This window comes from Nocardia miyunensis NBRC 108239 (assembly GCF_001613065.1).
Lineage (GTDB): Bacteria > Actinomycetota > Actinomycetes > Mycobacteriales > Mycobacteriaceae > Nocardia > Nocardia miyunensis.
The window spans coordinates 32,224-48,583 of sequence record NZ_BDBQ01000009.1; the positions used below are offsets into that span (position 1 = coordinate 32,224).

Annotated in this window: 14 protein-coding genes; 3 read left to right on the forward strand and 11 right to left on the reverse strand. The window is 67.8% G+C overall.

Annotation, left to right across the window (positions count from 1 at the left end; translation table 11 throughout):
• The first annotated feature begins 57 nt into the window (after window positions 1-57).
• A complete protein-coding gene (locus NM2_RS04595) occupies window positions 58-1,746 on the forward strand; it encodes a bifunctional metallophosphatase/5'-nucleotidase (RefSeq protein WP_245717838.1) in 1,689 nt (562 codons plus the stop codon).
• On the opposite strand, the gene NM2_RS04600 is transcribed toward NM2_RS04595, so the two are convergent.
• The 3 genes from NM2_RS04600 to NM2_RS04610 all read right to left on the reverse strand — a co-directional run bounded on the left by NM2_RS04600 (window position 1,747) and on the right by NM2_RS04610 (window position 4,776).
• Window positions 1,747-2,679 carry an alpha/beta fold hydrolase gene (locus NM2_RS04600; protein ID WP_067664421.1) on the reverse strand — a complete coding sequence of 311 codons (933 nt, stop codon included), beginning with the start codon at window positions 2,677-2,679 and terminating at the stop codon, window positions 1,747-1,749.
• A 91-nt stretch (window positions 2,680-2,770) separates the two neighbouring features.
• Window positions 2,771-3,661, reverse strand: a complete 891-nt coding sequence (locus NM2_RS04605) for an expansin EXLX1 family cellulose-binding protein (RefSeq protein ID WP_157120878.1) — start codon at window positions 3,659-3,661, stop codon at window positions 2,771-2,773.
• 104 nt (window positions 3,662-3,765) lie between these two features.
• On the reverse strand, window positions 3,766-4,776 hold the full coding sequence (locus tag NM2_RS04610; protein ID WP_067664425.1) for a zinc-binding alcohol dehydrogenase family protein: 1,011 nt from the start codon (window positions 4,774-4,776) through the stop codon (window positions 3,766-3,768).
• Between the two features lie 167 nt (window positions 4,777-4,943).
• Here NM2_RS04610 and NM2_RS04615 point away from each other — a divergent pair, with 167 nt between their 5' ends.
• Window positions 4,944-5,795 (forward strand): LLM class F420-dependent oxidoreductase, encoded by an 852-nt coding sequence (locus NM2_RS04615; RefSeq protein WP_067664427.1) that lies wholly within the window; start codon window positions 4,944-4,946, stop codon window positions 5,793-5,795.
• A 141-nt stretch (window positions 5,796-5,936) separates the two neighbouring features.
• Window positions 5,937-7,121, forward strand: a complete 1,185-nt coding sequence (locus NM2_RS04620) for an acyl-CoA dehydrogenase family protein (RefSeq protein ID WP_067664429.1) — start codon at window positions 5,937-5,939, stop codon at window positions 7,119-7,121.
• Between the two features lie 188 nt (window positions 7,122-7,309).
• Here the strand turns inward: NM2_RS04620 and NM2_RS04625 are convergent, their stop codons facing one another.
• The 8 genes from NM2_RS04625 to xylA all read right to left on the reverse strand — a co-directional run bounded on the left by NM2_RS04625 (window position 7,310) and on the right by xylA (window position 16,309).
• A complete protein-coding gene (locus NM2_RS04625) occupies window positions 7,310-8,905 on the reverse strand; it encodes an AMP-binding protein (RefSeq protein ID WP_084530475.1) in 1,596 nt (531 codons plus the stop codon).
• Between the two features lie 357 nt (window positions 8,906-9,262).
• Window positions 9,263-10,477, reverse strand: a complete 1,215-nt coding sequence (locus NM2_RS04630) for a cytochrome P450 family protein (RefSeq protein WP_067664431.1) — start codon at window positions 10,475-10,477, stop codon at window positions 9,263-9,265.
• Between the two features lie 86 nt (window positions 10,478-10,563).
• The gene (locus tag NM2_RS04635; RefSeq protein ID WP_067664433.1) at window positions 10,564-11,847 is read right to left on the reverse strand and encodes a cytochrome P450 family protein; all 1,284 of its coding nucleotides are present in this window, start codon (window positions 11,845-11,847) and stop codon (window positions 10,564-10,566) included.
• Entirely contained in the window at window positions 11,844-12,461 is a 618-nt protein-coding gene (locus NM2_RS04640; protein WP_067664435.1) for a GTP-binding protein, read from the reverse strand. Before NM2_RS04640 ends, NM2_RS04635 begins: the two co-directional genes overlap by 4 nt.
• On the reverse strand, window positions 12,442-12,813 hold the full coding sequence (locus NM2_RS04645; protein ID WP_067664437.1) for a DUF742 domain-containing protein: 372 nt from the start codon (window positions 12,811-12,813) through the stop codon (window positions 12,442-12,444). The genes NM2_RS04640 and NM2_RS04645 overlap by 20 nt, the downstream gene beginning before the upstream one ends.
• 10 nt (window positions 12,814-12,823) lie before the next feature.
• Window positions 12,824-13,234: a roadblock/LC7 domain-containing protein gene (locus NM2_RS04650; RefSeq protein ID WP_067664439.1), complete on the reverse strand. Its 411-nt coding sequence runs from the start codon at window positions 13,232-13,234 to the stop codon at window positions 12,824-12,826.
• On the reverse strand, window positions 13,231-14,691 hold the full coding sequence (locus NM2_RS04655) for a sensor histidine kinase (protein ID WP_245717839.1): 1,461 nt from the start codon (window positions 14,689-14,691) through the stop codon (window positions 13,231-13,233). Before NM2_RS04655 ends, NM2_RS04650 begins: the two co-directional genes overlap by 4 nt.
• A 451-nt stretch (window positions 14,692-15,142) precedes the next feature.
• Complete coding sequence (gene xylA, locus NM2_RS04660; RefSeq protein ID WP_067664441.1) at window positions 15,143-16,309, reverse strand: xylose isomerase; 1,167 nt, start codon at window positions 16,307-16,309, stop codon at window positions 15,143-15,145.
• Between the last annotated feature and the right edge of the window lie 51 nt (window positions 16,310-16,360).

Below are 16,360 nucleotides of genomic sequence, written 5' to 3' on the forward strand. Positions count from 1 at the left end.
CGGAAATTCACCCGGGCGCCGTGCGGACGCAGCATCGGGCTGTCAGAGTCGAGGGTTATGAAGCTGCGTCGCCGCCTGCTCGAAGTGATGATCGCCGTGATCGGCGTGGTACTGGTGGTCAGCTGCGGGGGTCACGGTACCGCACCGTCGAACTCACCGCATGCCAGCCAGGTGCCGCTCGTCTCGACCGACAATCTGCCCGCGGCACAGCCTGGCGAGGTGCATCTGTTCGGGATCAACGATCTGCACGGCAATCTGGAACCGCCCGACGGGAGCAACGGGCACGTCGGTGCGTATCAGGCCGGCGGCGCGGCATACCTGGCCACGCACCTGGCGAAGCTGAAGGCCGCCTATCCGGCCAGCGCGATCCTGTCGGCCGGGGACAATATCAGCGCCAGCCCGCTGGTCTCGGCGCTGTTCCACGATGAGCCCACCATCGACTACCTCGATGAACTGGGCGTGGCCGCCTCCGCGGTCGGCAATCACGAATTCGACCATGGCACAGCCGAATTGACCCGATTGCAGGAGGGCGGTTGCGCCGCCGACGGCTGCTCCCCCGGACAGTCGTTCACCGGGGCCGCCTTCCCGTATCTGGCGGCCAACGTCACCGATGCGAACGGCCAGCTGCCGCCCGGTTTGAAACCGTGGACGATATTGCAGGTGGGCGGTCACAAGATCGGCGTCGTCGGCACCGTCACCCCGACGACCGCGGATATCGTGATGCCCGATGCCATCCGGGGTTACACCTTCGGCGACGAGGCCGACGCGGTGAACAAGTACGTCCCCGAAATAGTCGCCGCGGGTGCGCAGGCCGTGGTGGCGCTGGTGCACGACGGCGGCGCGCAGCGCACGCACGGCGCCGCGATCGACTACAACGGCTGCGCGAATATCAGCCCGAACGTCACCACGCTGGCCAACCGCATCGATCCCCGGGTGAAAGTGCTGTTCACCGCGCACTCCCATCAGGCCTACGACTGCACGATCGCGGGCAAGGTGGTGACGCAGGCGGCGTCGTACGGCCGTCTGATCACCGACGTCACCCTGCGATTCCACGACGGGACCGTCGATGCGAAGGCGGTCAATCGCGTGGTCACCCGGACCGTGACGCCCGATCCGGCCGCCGCGAAACTCGTCGGCTTCTTCGCCGATCAGGCTCGCCCGCGCGCCGAACACGTGATCGGCACCACCGCCGGACCGCTGTCCAATGAGCCCGCCCCGGGCGGGGATTCCCCGCTGGGCGATGTGATCGCCGATGCCATGCTCGCGGCCATGGCGCCCGACCACGCCGTGGCCGCGTTCATGAATCCCGGTGGCGTGCGGGCGGATCTGAACGGCGGCGCGATCACCTACGAGGAGGCGTACACGGTCCAGCCCTTCGGCAACGAGGTGGTGACCGTGTCCCTGACCGGCGAGCAGATCCTGAATCTGCTGGAGCAGCAGTGGGACAACACGACCACGCCCGGGGTGCTGTCGGTGGCCGGTATCACCTACTCCTACTCCGATTCCGCGCCCAAGGGGCACAAAATCCTCGACGACACCGTGCGGATCGCGGGACAGACCTTGAATCCCGCTGCGGTGTACCAGGTTTCGACCAACAACTTCCTGGCCTCCGGCGGGGACGGGTTCAGCGTCTTCACCCAGGGCAAGCAGAGCGCGGTCGGCCCGGCCGATCTCGACGCGTTCAACGCCTACCTGGCGAACCGGGCGAAGATCGAACCTCCGGTCAGCCGCGTTCAGCGTCGCTGATCACAGCCGGGCGGCGACCGCAGCGCAGGCGTCCAGCAGGGCGGGGACGAACGCGTCGGTCTCGAGGACACAGGCCGCATGACCCGCCCTGGCCAGGAAGAGCTCCGCACCCGGGATCAGCTTGGCCATCTCCAGCTGCCGGTGCACCGGCAGCGCCCGATCGCGCGTCGTGACGACCACCGCCGCAGGCACTTTCAGCGTTCCGAGCCATGACGAGGAGTCGAAGGCGCCCAGTTCGGCGATGGCCCGCGCCATCCCCCAGCCGCTCACGCTGCGCATCTCCGACCGGGCCCAGCGATCCAATCGCCCGGTCTCCCAGGAGATCTGCGGCAATCCGGGCAGGCGCTCACCGATAGTCGTCACCCGGCGCGAGGCTGCCCCGGAGGTGAGCCGTCCGAAGGCGCCCATACCGCCGTGGAAGGCCCGCTCGCGCCATGTCTCGCGGAAGCGATAGGTGGTGGCGCACAGCACGATTCCACCGACTCGCCCGGGGAACCGATGCGCGACGAGCTGGGCGACGATGCCGCCCATGGAGTATCCGGCCAGGATCGGGCGCTCGACGCCGACCAGATCCGCGACCGCGATCACATCCTCGGCCAGATCGTCCAGATCGAAACGGGGCGAACGGATTCCGTGCCCGTGCCAGCGTTGGTCGAACAGCACCACGCGATACCTGCCGGACAGTTCCTCGAGCGCGGGGAACCAGTTGAGCATCGCGGTGGTGACCATACCGTGCAACAGGATCAGCGTCGGGGCGCCGTCGGGACCCGGGATGTCGACCAGATAGGTCCGGCCGCGGCCGGGCAGGTCCACCATCGTCCCGGCGGGCACCTGATTCAGCCGTGTCACCCGGACGCCCAGGCGACGCCGCAGCGGTCGTGCCGCCGAGAACCGCGCGGCCCCCTGCTGATTCGCTGTGTTCCGATCGGCCATCGCCTGCCTCCTGGTGCACTGCCCGCCCGCGACGGATGAGAACGCGTTCCACCCGATGATCGCATACGCCCGGCTCACCGAGACGCCCGGCTCAGGAGCAGACGGCCACCGCGGACGTCATCGACGCCGGCGCGGGCCGCGAGACCGTAGCCACCGGCACCTGCGCGGGAAGTGCGTAGAGGCTGCGACCGGTGTGCCGCGACCGCCCCGGATCCACGACGATGCCGGGCACGACGGCCTGGTGACCGTCCGCATCGGTCACCAGGGCGGTGAACGGGCCCGCCCCGGCCCCGGAGATCGTCCAGAAGTTGTCCATGCGCCGCGTCAGGGTATGCCCGTCACCGCCCGCAATCGGACGAATCTCAATCCGGCTCAACGGATTTCCGGTATCGGTGAACTGAATGCCCAGCCAATCGGACGAGGAGCCGTCCTCGATCCGATACACCAGATCCGGCGAAGGCGAGGGATTGTGCACGCGGCTGACGCCGATCTGCGCGACTCCGGAGCCGGGATCGGCGATCCGCGCGAAGGCCGCGGCGCTCAGATCGTATTGGTGCGCAGCGCATCCCGGGCAGTGATCCACGATCTGCGCGCGCACCGACCCGAGCGGACCGTACAGGTCCACGTAACCGCCGCAAGCCGCGCTGCCGTCGTATTCGTCCGTCGGCACTCCGACGTAGTAGCCGTCCGACGGCAGGCCCAGGAACGAGCAGGCCACATCCGGACCGAACGTGTAGTACCGGGCCTGCGCGAGCACCGGCGGATCGACCTGTTCGGTGATCGGAATTCGCTGGGCCGCAGGCGTATTCGGAACGCTCATGGTGGCCGGGCGCGGCACCGCGCCGGGCGCGGCGGTCCGGCAGGCCGTCGGATCCGGTCGCACCGCCCATACCGCGGCAGAGATCACCACCACCGCGATCAGCGGCGCCCACACCCACGGCCGCACGCTACGAGCATGGTCCTGCTGCGATACTCGATGCATCGACTCGCCTCCACCCTCCACTCGCCGTGTACGTCTCCAGCAAAGCACCAGATACTGGGGCAAAGTGGGTGAATCAGGATCTCTACCTGCAAAACTCGGCGTGTCTACGGCGTGTCAGGAATGAGAACGGCTGCTCCCGCAAACTTTCCGTGCGCTAAATCCGACAGCGCGCGATCCGCGTTGTCCAGCCCGTAGGGGTGCACCGTCACCTCGAGCCGATGCGCACCGGCGAAGGCCAGGAACTCGCGGGCATCGGTTCTGGTGTTGGCCGTCACCGACCGAATCTCCCTCTCCTGGAACAGGTGACGCTGATAGTTCAGCGCCGGAACATCACTGAGGTGGATACCGGCGATCGCCAGCACACCGCCACGGTCCAGCGCCGCCATGGCCGGCGGTACCAAAGTCCCGACCGGTGCGAACAGGATCGCCGCATCCAGCGGTACCGGTGGCGGATCCGCGGCGCCCTGCGCCGAGGCCGCCCCGAGCGCCAGGGACAACTCCCGCGCGGCGGGATCACGGGTCATGACATGCACCTGCGCCCCGCGCGCCAGCGCCACCTGGGCGGCCAGATGCGCACTGCCACCGAATCCGTAGATACCCAGCCGCCCGCCCTCGGGCAGCGCGGCCCGCTGCAACGCCCGATATCCGATGATGCCGGCGCACAGCAGCGGCGCCAACTCCGCATCGGTATATCCGGATGGCAGCGGGTGCGCGTAATCGGCTGGCACCGTGGTGAATTCGGCATATCCCCCGTCGGCGTCCCAGCCGGTGTAGCGGGAGTGCGGGCACAGGTTCTCCGCACCGCGGCGGCAGAACCGGCACACCCCGCAGGTATGCCGCAGCCACGCGACGCCCACCCGGTCCCCGACCGCGAACTCCTCGGTGGCGTCCACGCCCCGCGCGACCACCTCGCCGACGATCTCGTGCCCGGGTATCACCCCGGGCCGATGCACCGGCAGATCCCCCTCGGCCACATGCAGATCCGTACGGCACACCCCGCAGGCCAGCATCCGCACCAGCAACTCACCCGGGCCCGGCTCCGGAATGGGCGCACGGACCCGCGCCAGCGGTCCGCCGGAGATCGGCCCCGGCCGGGCGACCTGCCAGGCGGTCATCCCGCCCCCGCCCGCCGCGACTCGACTCGTCGGCTCACTCATGGCTCCACCTCGCTTCCGCTCGGCTGTGCAGGTGACTCGCTCAGGGCCCCGTCCACACGGCCGATCGGACGCGTTTCCGCAGGCCGCTTGACTTGGAGCACACTCCAGATCGTAGCGTTGCACCCATGCGATTCGCCTTCAAAACCTCACCGCAGAACACCACCTGGGCCGACATGCTGGCGGTCTGGCGGGCCGCGGACCAGATCGACGTCTACGAGTCCGGCTGGACCTTCGACCACTTCTATCCGATCTTCTCCGATTCCACCGGCCCGTGCCTCGAGGGCTGGACGACGCTCACCGCCCTGGCCCAGGCCACCACGCGGTTGCGGCTGGGCACGCTGGTGACCGGAATCCACTACCGGCACCCGGCGGTATTGGCGAATATGGCTGCGGCACTGGACATCATCTCCGATGGACGGCTCGAACTGGGCATCGGCGCGGGCTGGAACGAGGAGGAGTCCGGCGCATACGGCATCGAGTTGGGCAGCATCCGCGAGCGGCTCGACCGTTTCGAGGAGGCCTGCCAGGTTCTGATCGGCCTGTTGAGCCAGGAGACAACCAGTTTCGACGGCAAGTTCTATCAGTTGAAGGACGCGCGCAACGAGCCCAAGGGCCCGCAGCAGCCGCACCCGCCGATCTGCATCGGCGGCAACGGCGAGAAGCGCACCCTGCGCATCACCGCCCGTTACGCGCAGCACTGGAACTTCGTCGGCGGAACACCCGAGGAGTTCGCGCACAAGCGCGAGGTGCTCGCCGCGCACTGCGCCGACATCGGCCGCGACCCGGCCGAGATCACCCTGTCCGCCCATCAGCGGCTGGAGCCGGGCCAGAGTTACGGCCAACTGCTGGAACAGATCTCCGCATTCGAGGACAAGGGCCTGGACCTGGCGATCATCTACATCCCCACACCGCACGATCCAGCGGTGATCGAACCGCTGGCCGAGGCGATCCGTGATTCGGGCCTGCTGAAGTCCTAGCCGTCCGCGGGCGGCCCCCGCGTCGGCGCATGTCCGATGAGCGGGCACGACCATCGTGACCATCGTCATTCCGGCCTACCGTCGAAGACGTCCTCACTACGGTGTGGGGAGCTCAACGACAGCAGTTTCGGAGGTCCGTGGATGTCGCACGAGGTGGTTCGCCGAGTCGAGGAGGTGGCCGCGAAATTCGCCGCGGCCGCCGACGCGACCGAGCGCGGGGGCAAGCTCTCGGACGAGAGCGTCGCGCTGGTCCGCCGGACCGGTGTGATGCGCCTGCTGCAACCCGCCGAATTCGGCGGATATGCCGCGCATCCCCGCGATTTCGCCGAGGCGGTGATGGCGGTGGCGAAGCGGTGCGGATCCACCGGCTGGGTGTGCGGAGTCGGCGGGGTGCATCCGTGGGAGATGGCGCTGCTGGACCGCCGCCTGCAGAACGAGCTGTGGGGCGAGAATCCGGACACCTGGATGGCCTCCCCGTACGCACCCCAGGGCACCGCGACGATCACCGACGACGGCTATATCGTCAAGGGGCACTGGAACTTCTCCTCCGGCACCGACCACTGCGACTGGGTCGTGCTGGGCGCGCTGGTCTGCGCCGCGGACGGCGCGCCGACCACCCCGCCCCGGGTGATCCACGTGGTGATTCCGCGCGAGGACTACACGATCATCGACGACTCGTGGGATGTGATCGGCCTGTGCGGCACCGGCAGCAAGGACGTCGTCGTGGACGGCGCGTACGTGCCCGCCTACCGCACGATCGACTCCACCGAGGTCGCCGAGGGCGAACTCGCCGCCGAGCGCGCCGGGCGCACCGAAACCCTCTACAAGATGCCCTTCTGGGCGATGTTCCCGCTCGGCATCACCTCCGCGGTGGTCGGCATCTGCGAGGGCGCCCTGGCCGCGCATCTGGACTATCAGCGCGAGCGGGTCAACGCGATGGGCACCCGGATCAAGGACGATCCCTATGTGCTGTCGGTGATTTCGGAGGCGGCCGCGGAAATCGCCGCCTCGCGCACCCAGCTCATCGACGGCGTCAGCCGCCTCTACGATCTGGCCGACGCGGGCAAGCCGATCACCTTCGAGGATCGTTCCCTGGTGCGCCGCAACCAGGTTCGCAGCGCCTGGCGCGCGGTCGACGCGGTGGACCAGATCTTCGCCCGCTCCGGCGGCAACGCCGCACGCAAACGCACTCCGCTGCAACGCTTCTGGCGAGACGCCCACGTCGGCCTGCAACACGCCATCCACACCCCCGGATCGCTGTACCACTCGGTCGCTCTTACTTCCATGGGCGTCGAGCCGGAAGGCGCACTGCGCGCGATGATCTGAACGCACACACGGTCGCGCGCCCATCCGGAACCTCCGAATGGGCGCGCGACCATTCCAGTTCCGAGACCGGACACCGAGCAGTCACGATCCATTATGCCAAGGTACGCAACGTATTCCAGTGCGCACCCGACGCCGGATGCACTCCCGGGCAGGGGCGCACGGGAGCCGGAGCGGGCAGGGACCGGACGTCAGTTCACCTGACGCCCGGTGCCCTCCCAGTAGCGGGCGCGCAGGGCCTTCTTGTCGGGCTTGCCGAGCGGGCTGACCGGGATGCTGTCGGCGAATTCGACGGTTTTGGGCGCGTGCACCGCACCCTTGTGTTCCTTGACCAGCGCCCGGAGCTCCTCGGCGGACACACTCTGGCCCGACCGCAACACCACGATCGCGGTGACGGACTCGCCCCACTTCTCGTCCGGGACGCCGATCACCGCCGCGGCGGACACCGCGGGATGGGCCGAGAGCACATCCTCGACCTCGCGCGGGAAGACGTTGAACCCGCCCGAGACGATCATGTCCTTCTTGCGGTCGACGATGTAGAGGTAGCCCTCGTCGTCCTTGCGGGCCACGTCGCCGGTGTGCAGCCAGCCGAATTTGGTCGCCTCGGCGGTCTGCTCGGGCTTGTTCAGATAGCCCTGCATGATCAGTGGGCCGCGCACACAGATCTCGCCGGGCTCGCCGTCGGGCACCTCGTTGCCCTCGTCGTCCAGCAGCGCGACGTGCAGCCACGGCACCGGACGCCCGCAGCTGGACAGCCGCTCGGGGCGGCTCAGATCGTGATCGGCCTTGCGCAGCGCCGAAATCGCCATCGGGCATTCGGCCTGGCCGTAGAACTGGAAGAAGATCGGGCCGAACCGCTCGATCGCCTCAGCCAGCCGCGCCGGGGAGATGGCCGACGCGCCGTAGAAGACGGTCTCCAGACTCGACAGGTCGTACTTGTCCAGATCCGGGTAGTCCAGCAGGGCGTAGAGCATGGTCGGCACGAGCATCGTCGCGGTGATCTTGTACTTCTCGACGGCCTGGCACAGCTTCTCCGGATTGAATCCGGGCAGCACCACGATCGAGCCGCCGCGCATGCTGGTCGGATTCCAGAACGCGCCGCCCGCGTGGCTCAACGGTGTGCAGACGAGAAACCTTGTCTCGCTGGGCCATTCCCATTCGGTCATCTGGATGCGCAGCATGGTCGCGGTGCCGCGGTTGCTGATCTGCACACCCTTGGGCTTACCGGTGGTGCCGCCGGTGTAGGCGAGGCTGAACACGTCGTCCAGGCCGGTGCTGGGTCCGACGAGTTTGCGCGGCTCGAACTTCTCGGACTCGGCCAGCAGATCGACGCCGGCCTGAGTGGGGCCGAAGGCGAGCAGATTCTTCAGTCCCGGAACCCGCGGCGCGAGCTGCGCGGCGCGCTCCTCGAAGGCGCCCGGGTCGTAGACGAGGGTGTCGATGCCCGCATCCTCGAGGACGTAGGCGTGATCCTCCAGCGAACCCATCGGATGCAACGCCATCGACCGGATCCCGGACAACGCGTTCGCGCCCTGGGCGATCAGGACCTCGGGCCGGTTCGCGGACAGGATCGCGATCGCGGAACCCGACGCTATGCCCAGGGCCGCATACGCCTGGGTGAAACGGCTGATCTGATCACGGACCTGCCGGTAGGTGAGCTCGGTGTCCCCGACGTACATCGCCGTCCGATCGGCATAGCGATCCAGGGAGCGGATCAGGATGTCGACCGGCAGCGGTTCACGGTGCAGGTAGTCGGGCTCGTCGTGCTGCGGGATGACAGGTGCCATCGGTCATGCGCCTTTCGCTGGGTACCGGACACCTCCCAAGTTAGAACACGTTACAGAAATTGCCTAGCTGAATCTTCTGCCTCCGCTCCGCTCCGGCGGGTTTTCGGCGCTGTAAGACTCGCCGTCCACCCCTCGAGACTCGGGCTTCGCCCATGCGCTTCGAGGGGTGAACGGCGAGCCCGCGCCGAAAACCCTTCAGGTGTTCTTGCTGAGCCTTTCGCTTCGCGGGCGACTCCCAGCGGACAGAGACGCTTCGCCGCTGGGCACGTCCGAGGTCGGTGCGTCGGGTCGGCAGCTCAATCGAGTCTCGACGCGACACGGCCCGGTGTGCTGCTGTTCGGCGGTTGCTGCCGAAAGCTACTGCTCAGCAGACTGGAGACGGACCGGGAGGCTTGCCAGATCGTTCTGTGTGAGCACCGGCAGATTGTGCAGTTCCTCGGCCGGGACGGCCAGGCTCAGGTCCGGGAAACGCTCGAACAGCGCGGGCAGCGCGATCGCGGCCTCGAGCCGGGCCAGCGCGGCACCCGGGCAGATGTGCGGGCCGTAGCCGAAGGAGATGTTGCGGTGGGCGGTCGGGCGGGTGATGTCGAACTCGTCGGCGTCCTCGCCATGCACCGCGAGATCCCGGCCGATCGCCCGGTACGACATGACCACGCCCTCGCCCTGCTCGATCACGGTGTCGCCCACCGTGATGTCCTCGGTCGCGAACCGCATGAGCAGGTGGATCACCGGGCCGTCCCAGCGCAGGGTCTCCTCGATGACCTGCTTCCACCCGACCTCGCCACTGCGCACCTTCTCCAGCTGGTCCGGATGGGTCAGCAGCGCGCGCACGGCCGAGATGATCAGGCTGACCGTGGTCTCGTGCCCGGCGGCGATCAGGGCGCGCAGGTTACCCTCGATCTCCTCCTCGGTCAGCGGCTCACCGCCCTCGTCGGCCTGGATGAACGCGCTGGTCAGATCGTCGGTGGGGTGCGCGGTGCGCTCGCGCACCATGGCGGTGAAGTACGCGATCATCTCCTCGATGATCCGCAGCCGCTCCTCCTGCGGGGTCAGCAGCGAGAAGAACGCCTTCCACCGCTCGAGCAGCATCGGATGATCGGCGCGATCCACGCCCATCAGCTCGCTGATCACACGCATCGGCAGCGGATAGGCGAAAACCGCCTTCAGGTCCACGACCTCGCCGGCATTCCCCGCGACGGTGAGATCATCCAGCAGTTCGGTGGTGAATCGCTCGATCGTGGGCCGTAGCGCCTCGAGCCGTCGCGGCGTGAGCGCCTGGGTGGTCTTGATCCGCAGCCGCCGGTGTTCGGGGCCGTCGACGGTGAACATCGATCGGCCCGCATCGATCATGCCGATCAGCGGCCACTCCCGGGTCACCGCGCCGGAGGTCCACAGCGACCAGGAACCGATGTCCTTGACCAGCCGCGAATCGACCAGCAGCTGCCGTGCGATCTGATGATCGGTCACCGTCCAGGCCGGCACGCCCAGCAACTCGATGCGAGTCAGCGGACCCTCGTCGCGCAATCGCGCGGTCTCCCCGCCCAGATCGCCGATCATCGGGTCGATAACCATGCCGACCTCGGCTGGCCCTACGTGGTTACGCTCGCTACCGCCGCCGGGCCTGACGCCGCCGCCGGGAGCTAGCGGACATTGACTGCTCACTGGATACCTCCGACTGCGCGAACAGGAGTGAAATTAACTGGTAGAGAAGACATTCCGCGCAGAAACGGCGACGGCCTGCGCACCAGGTTGTGCGGCGGCACCGCCAGATCGATATCGGGCAGCCGATCCAGCAGCACCTCGATACCGGTCCGGGCGATGATCTCGGCGATCTGCTGCGCCGGGAACGGGCAGCGATACTCACCGTGACTGAACGCGAAATGCGCGCTGTTGCCCGCATGCACGAGATCCGCACCGTCGCCCAGATGCGCGCGCACGTGCGGATCACCGTTGGCCGCGCCCAGGCCGAGTAGCAACATGTCACCGGCGCGAATCACCTTGTCCGCCAACCGAGTATCGCGCGAGGCCCAGCGTCCCGCGAGGATCTGGTTGGGCGCGTCCTCCCAGAGCGCCTCGTTCATGGCCTGATCCACGCTGCGCCGCCCGCCGCCGAACGCGACCGCAAAGCGCTCCTCGGTCAGCATCAGCCCCAGCGAGTTGATCAGCCAGTCCGCCGTGGTCAGATGTCCCGCGGCCAGCACCGCCTGCACGTCGTAGCCGTACTCCTCGTCGGTGAACGGCTCCGGGAACTCGATCATCGCGGTGATCATGTTGCGGCCCGGGCGTTCTCGTTCCCGATGCACCCGGCCGTGCGCGAGTTCGGTGAACCGCTGATAGGCCGCCTGCGCCTGAGCGCCGCCATCGGCGAGGGTCTTCATCGCCCACGCGAGTTCGGGGGCCTCCTCGTCGGAGAAGCCCATCAACCGAGCCAGCGCGAGCACCGGCAGCGGCTCGGCGAATTCGGAGACCAGTTCGGCCTCGCCCCGCCCGCAGAACACGTCGATCATCCGATCCGCGAGATCCTCACAGGTACTGCGCAATTCGAACGGATCGATCGATTCCAGCGCCGGTTCCACCATCGCCACGTGCCGACGGTGTTCCGCGCCCGCGGTGAAGTAGATCGAGGGCATGGGCTGACCGACCATCGGCAACAGCGGCCAGTCCGGCGGGATGTTCGGCCACTGATTCCACAGTGCGACATTGCGCGGGAACAGATCCGGATCACTGGTCACCTGATGCAGTTCCCGATAGCCGATGACCAGCCACGCCGGAATCCCGCCCGCCAGCTCGACCGCCACCACCGGCCCGTGCGCGCTGCGCATCTCCTCGTAGAGCCGATGCGGATCGGTGTGGAACCGCGGCCCGCTCAGCGGCACCACCGAGGACTCCGGGTGCATCGGGCAGCCGCCGATGTGGTCGTATCCGGCTTCGGGCGTTGTCATGGCGCGGACTCCGGGGTCGGGACGGCATCTGCGTAGAGATGCTCGACGAGGGTGATCAGGACCTGCTTGCCCGAATCTCGGGATCGGGCATCGCATTGCACCAGCGGCACATGCGGATCCAGGTCCAGTGCGGCGCGCACCTCCTCGGGATCGGTGGTCCGGGAGCCGAAGTCGTTGCACGCCACCACGAACGGCGTGCGCTGGAATTCGAGCCGGTCGATGGCGTACCAGCAGTCCGCGATCCGGTTCGGGTCCACGAGCACGATCGCGCCGAGCGCACCGGTGAACAGCCTGTCCCACAGGAACCAGAACCGCTCCTGGCCGGGCGCGCCGAACAGGTACAGCACATGTTCGGCATCGATGGTGATGCGGCCGAAGTCGAATGCCACAGTAGTCGTGGACTTTCCGGGCACGGCGGACGAATCGTCAACGCCCGCAGCGGCATCGGTCATCGTCGCCTCGGTGTCCAGCGGCCGGATCTCGCTGACCGACCGGACCATGGTGGTCTTACCGACCCCGAAACCGCCCACGATGACGATTTTCAGCCCGTGCTGCGCGGTGTCCTGCAGCGGCGCGTCCGCGCGCTCGGGCCGATCAAAGTTTGCGAAGTCCAACGAGCACCTTCTCGAGGGTGGAGGCATCGGCGACCCCGGTCCACCCCGCACCGCGGTCGGTGGAACCGGAATACGGATGCCGCACGGTGATCCGCCCGGCGTGCAGCAGATCCGACAGCAGGATCGTGACGATGCCGACCGGCAGCCGCAGTTCGGCGGCGATCTCGACCACCGCGGTCGGGGCCCGGCACATGTCCAGGATCGCGACGTGTTCGGATTGCATGCCGGGACTGGGTGCGCATTCGCTGACCACGAGAGTGACCAGGTCGAACGCATCGGAATCGGGTTTACTGCGGCCGCCGGTGAGCGTGTAGAGCCGATCGGGCCCCTCGTCCCGGACGGACCTGCTCATCGCGAGTACCTCACGCTGTACCCCCGTTTCGCGGTGGGGCCACCAGATGGTGGCCGAGTTGTTCGACCAGTTCGGCCATGTTGTGCCCGACCAGGCCCGCGTCGGCCTCCTCGGTCGCGACCACCGCCAGATGCGTGCCCAAACCCGACTGCACGATGAACAGGATCCCGCCGTGAAATTCGGTCATCGATTGGCGCACACCGCCTTTGGCGTCGCCGAATTCGACCGACGCGCCGTGCGAGAGACTCTGGATACCCGCCGCGATGGCCGCGAGCTGATCGGCCTTGTCGATGGTCAGCTCCGGCGTATGGCACATCTTGAGCCCGTCGCTGGACAGCAGCAGCGCATGACGCGTCTGCGGGGTGCGGGACAGCAGCTGTTCGAGCAGCCAGCCCAGCTGGGACGGCGCGGATGTCGTCATAATTCGTTCTCCACGGTCGGGGACGGGGTGGTGGTGACCTCGGTGTCGCGCCCGCTGATCGCACGCTGGAACGCACCCATCGCGGAGGGTTTCGGCGGCGGGGAGACCGGCGTGCTCGGCGGCCCGGCGGGTTCGGCCAGTCCCTCGGGATGTACGGCGGCCAAGGTGCTGCCCCTGCGTCGCTTCGGTAGCGGCGATGTGGCTGGGGCCGTGACGGTTTCGGCCTCGGCCGATCCGGTGGCAGCGGCGAGGGCATGGGCGGCGGTATCCGACCGCGCGGCGGGTAGCTGCTGGAATTCGGTGCGGGCGGAGGCGATCGACACCGCCGCGGGCGCGCCGCGGTCCACTCGCACGATCAGATCGCGTGGCACCACCACGACCACCGCGGTGCCGCCGATCGCCGAGGGCCGATAGGACACCCGCAGACCATGCTTGCGGGCCAGATGTCCGACCACCGCGAGACCGAGCCGAGTTCCGGTGAGCGAGGACAGATCCGAGCGCTCCCCCGCCCCCGTGCCCGCCACCGACTCCTCCGCGCGGCGCAGCGCGGATTCGCTCATCACCAGACCGCTGTCCTCGATCGTGACCACCACACCCGCGGGAACCTCGGCGGCGTAGACGTGCACCTCGGTGGTCGGCGGGGAGAAGTTGCAGGCGTTGTCGAGCAGTTCGGCCAGCGCGTGCATCACGCCCTCGGCCGCATGCCCGGCGACGCCGATTTCGGCGATGACGCGCAACCGGATTCGCTGGTATCCGGCGATCCGGCCCATCGAGCCGCGCAGAATCGACTCCATCGCAATGGGTTTGGCCCAGCGTCGTCCGGTGCGCGCACCGCTGAGCACCGCGACGCTGTCCGCGAGGCGGCCGGCCTGGGCGGTGCGGTGGTCGAGTTGCAGCAGGTCGGCGAGCACTTTCGGATCGCCGTGGCGATGTTCCATCTCGCGCAGTTCGGCCAGCATGCTGGTGGTCATGGCCTGCATCCGCCCGGCCGCGCCCGCGAAAGCGGCCATCGCCGAGGCGCGGCGGCGCTCGCTGTGCCGGGCCTGCGCGGTGCGGTCCGCCACGGCCCGCTCGGCGGCCTCGATCCGCAGGGCGGCATCCTCACCGACCGCGACAAGCTGCGCCGAAAGTTCCTCGCGCACGGCGCTCACCCGGGCCGATGCCTCGCGGTGCACCGCTTCGAGGGTCCGCTCGGACTCCTCGGCCAATGCCCGGTACCGGCGCGCCTGCGCCGCGTAGTAGACGCCGGTGGCGGCGATGGCGCATACCAGGACAGCAGCCGCACTGCAACCGATCGCCATCGAGACGCGCTCATCGACGGGAGTGAAGATCACCGCGCCCATCACCGCGACCGCCGCCACAACCGCACACGCGCCGAACGCCCCACCCGCCGTGCGCAGATCTCGATTGCCGGAACCGGCAGCCTGACCGTTCTGCGGATTTACTGATACGGCCAACTTCCGCACTTTCCGTTCCGTAACCAACCATTCAAAGAAACAGCCCGGGTGTACACCCCGTATACACCTGAATCCCCTGTTAGAGACCCTGATTCATTCCGCGCAGCAGCATAGCCCGACGGGCACGACGACGCCACTCGACGAGATCCAACTCAGTCGAGTTACGCTCCAGCATTGCCCGCCGGATGAAAGATTCATCTTGAAGTTTGAACCTTAAGTACCCCACCGCTTCACGCGGAAACCTTAGGACATCCGAACATCTTCGCCCGTCGTACGATACGCCCCGTAAACACCGATAACGCTGCTATCACGCCCCGATCACGATGTGGCACAACGGAGCTCGCCGGACGGTCGGCTGCCTCGCCTACGGACGCGGGCGGCCCGTCAGGGTACCGCCCGCGCGCGCAAGTTACCGACGCGTCTCGGGCGGCGTCACGCCGTCGCGCACAGGTCAGCGAGCACCGAGCAGATGCTCCAGCGCCAGCTGATCGAGCCGCTCGAAGGCCATTCCCCGGCGTCCGGCGGCCTCGGGATCGAACTCCTCGAAGCTGGAACGGTCGCCGAGCAGACCCGCCAAGCCGTCGGCCGCGGTGGGCTCGGCCAACTCCTGCACCCGCGAATCCCGCAGTGCCTCTTGCACATCCGGATCGGCCCGGAATGCCTTCGCCCGGTCGGCCAGGATGAGATAGTTCCGCATACATCCGGCCGCCGCGGCCCATACGCCATCGAAATCCTCGGTGCGCGCGGGCTTGAAATCGAAATGGCGCGGACCCCGATAGTCACTGCGTTCGAGCAGGTCCACCAGCCAGAATGCCTGGCGCACATCCCCCGCGCCGAAACGCAGGTCCTGATCGTATTTCGGGCCGGTCTGGCCGTTCAGGTCGATATGGAAGAGTTTGCCGTGCCACAGCGCCTGGGCGATGCCGTGCGGGAAATTCAGTCCGGCCATCTGTTCGTGTCCCACTTCGGGATTCAGGCCGAACAGTTCCGGGAATTCCAGCTCGTCGATGAAGGCCAGCGCGTGGCCGATCGTGGGCAGCAGAATGTCCCCGCGCGGCTCGTTCGGCTTGGGCTCGATGGCGAAGCGCAAGTCGTAACCCTGCTCGCGCACATGCGTGGCGAGCAGGTCGAACGCCTCCTTCAGCCGATCCAGCGCGAGCCGCACGTCCTTGGCCCCGCCGGATTCCGCCCCGTCGCGACCACCCCACGCGACGTAGGTGGACGCGCCCAGTTCGACGGCCAGATCGATATTGCGCAGGGTCTTGCGCAGCGCGTACCGCCGCACGTCGCGATCGTTGGCGGTGAACGCGCCGTCCTTGAACACCGGATGGGTGAACAGGTTGGTGGTGGCCATCGGCACGGCCAGGCCGAACTTGTCCAGCGCGGCACGGAATCGCGTGATGACCTGTGCACGTTGGGATTCCGATGCGTCGAACGGGATCACGTCGTTGTCGTGGAAGGTGATGCCGTACGCGCCCAGCTCTGCCAGGCGCTCGATCGATTCGACCGGATCCATGGCCGGGCGGGTCGCGTCGCCGAACGGATCGCGACCCTGCCAGCCGACGGTCCACAGGCCGAAGGTGAAGCGATCGGCGGGGGTGGGAGTGAACCTGCTCATGGGCGGCTCCGAACTCTGCGCGGGATCATGAATCCCTATTTGTAAAGTCGA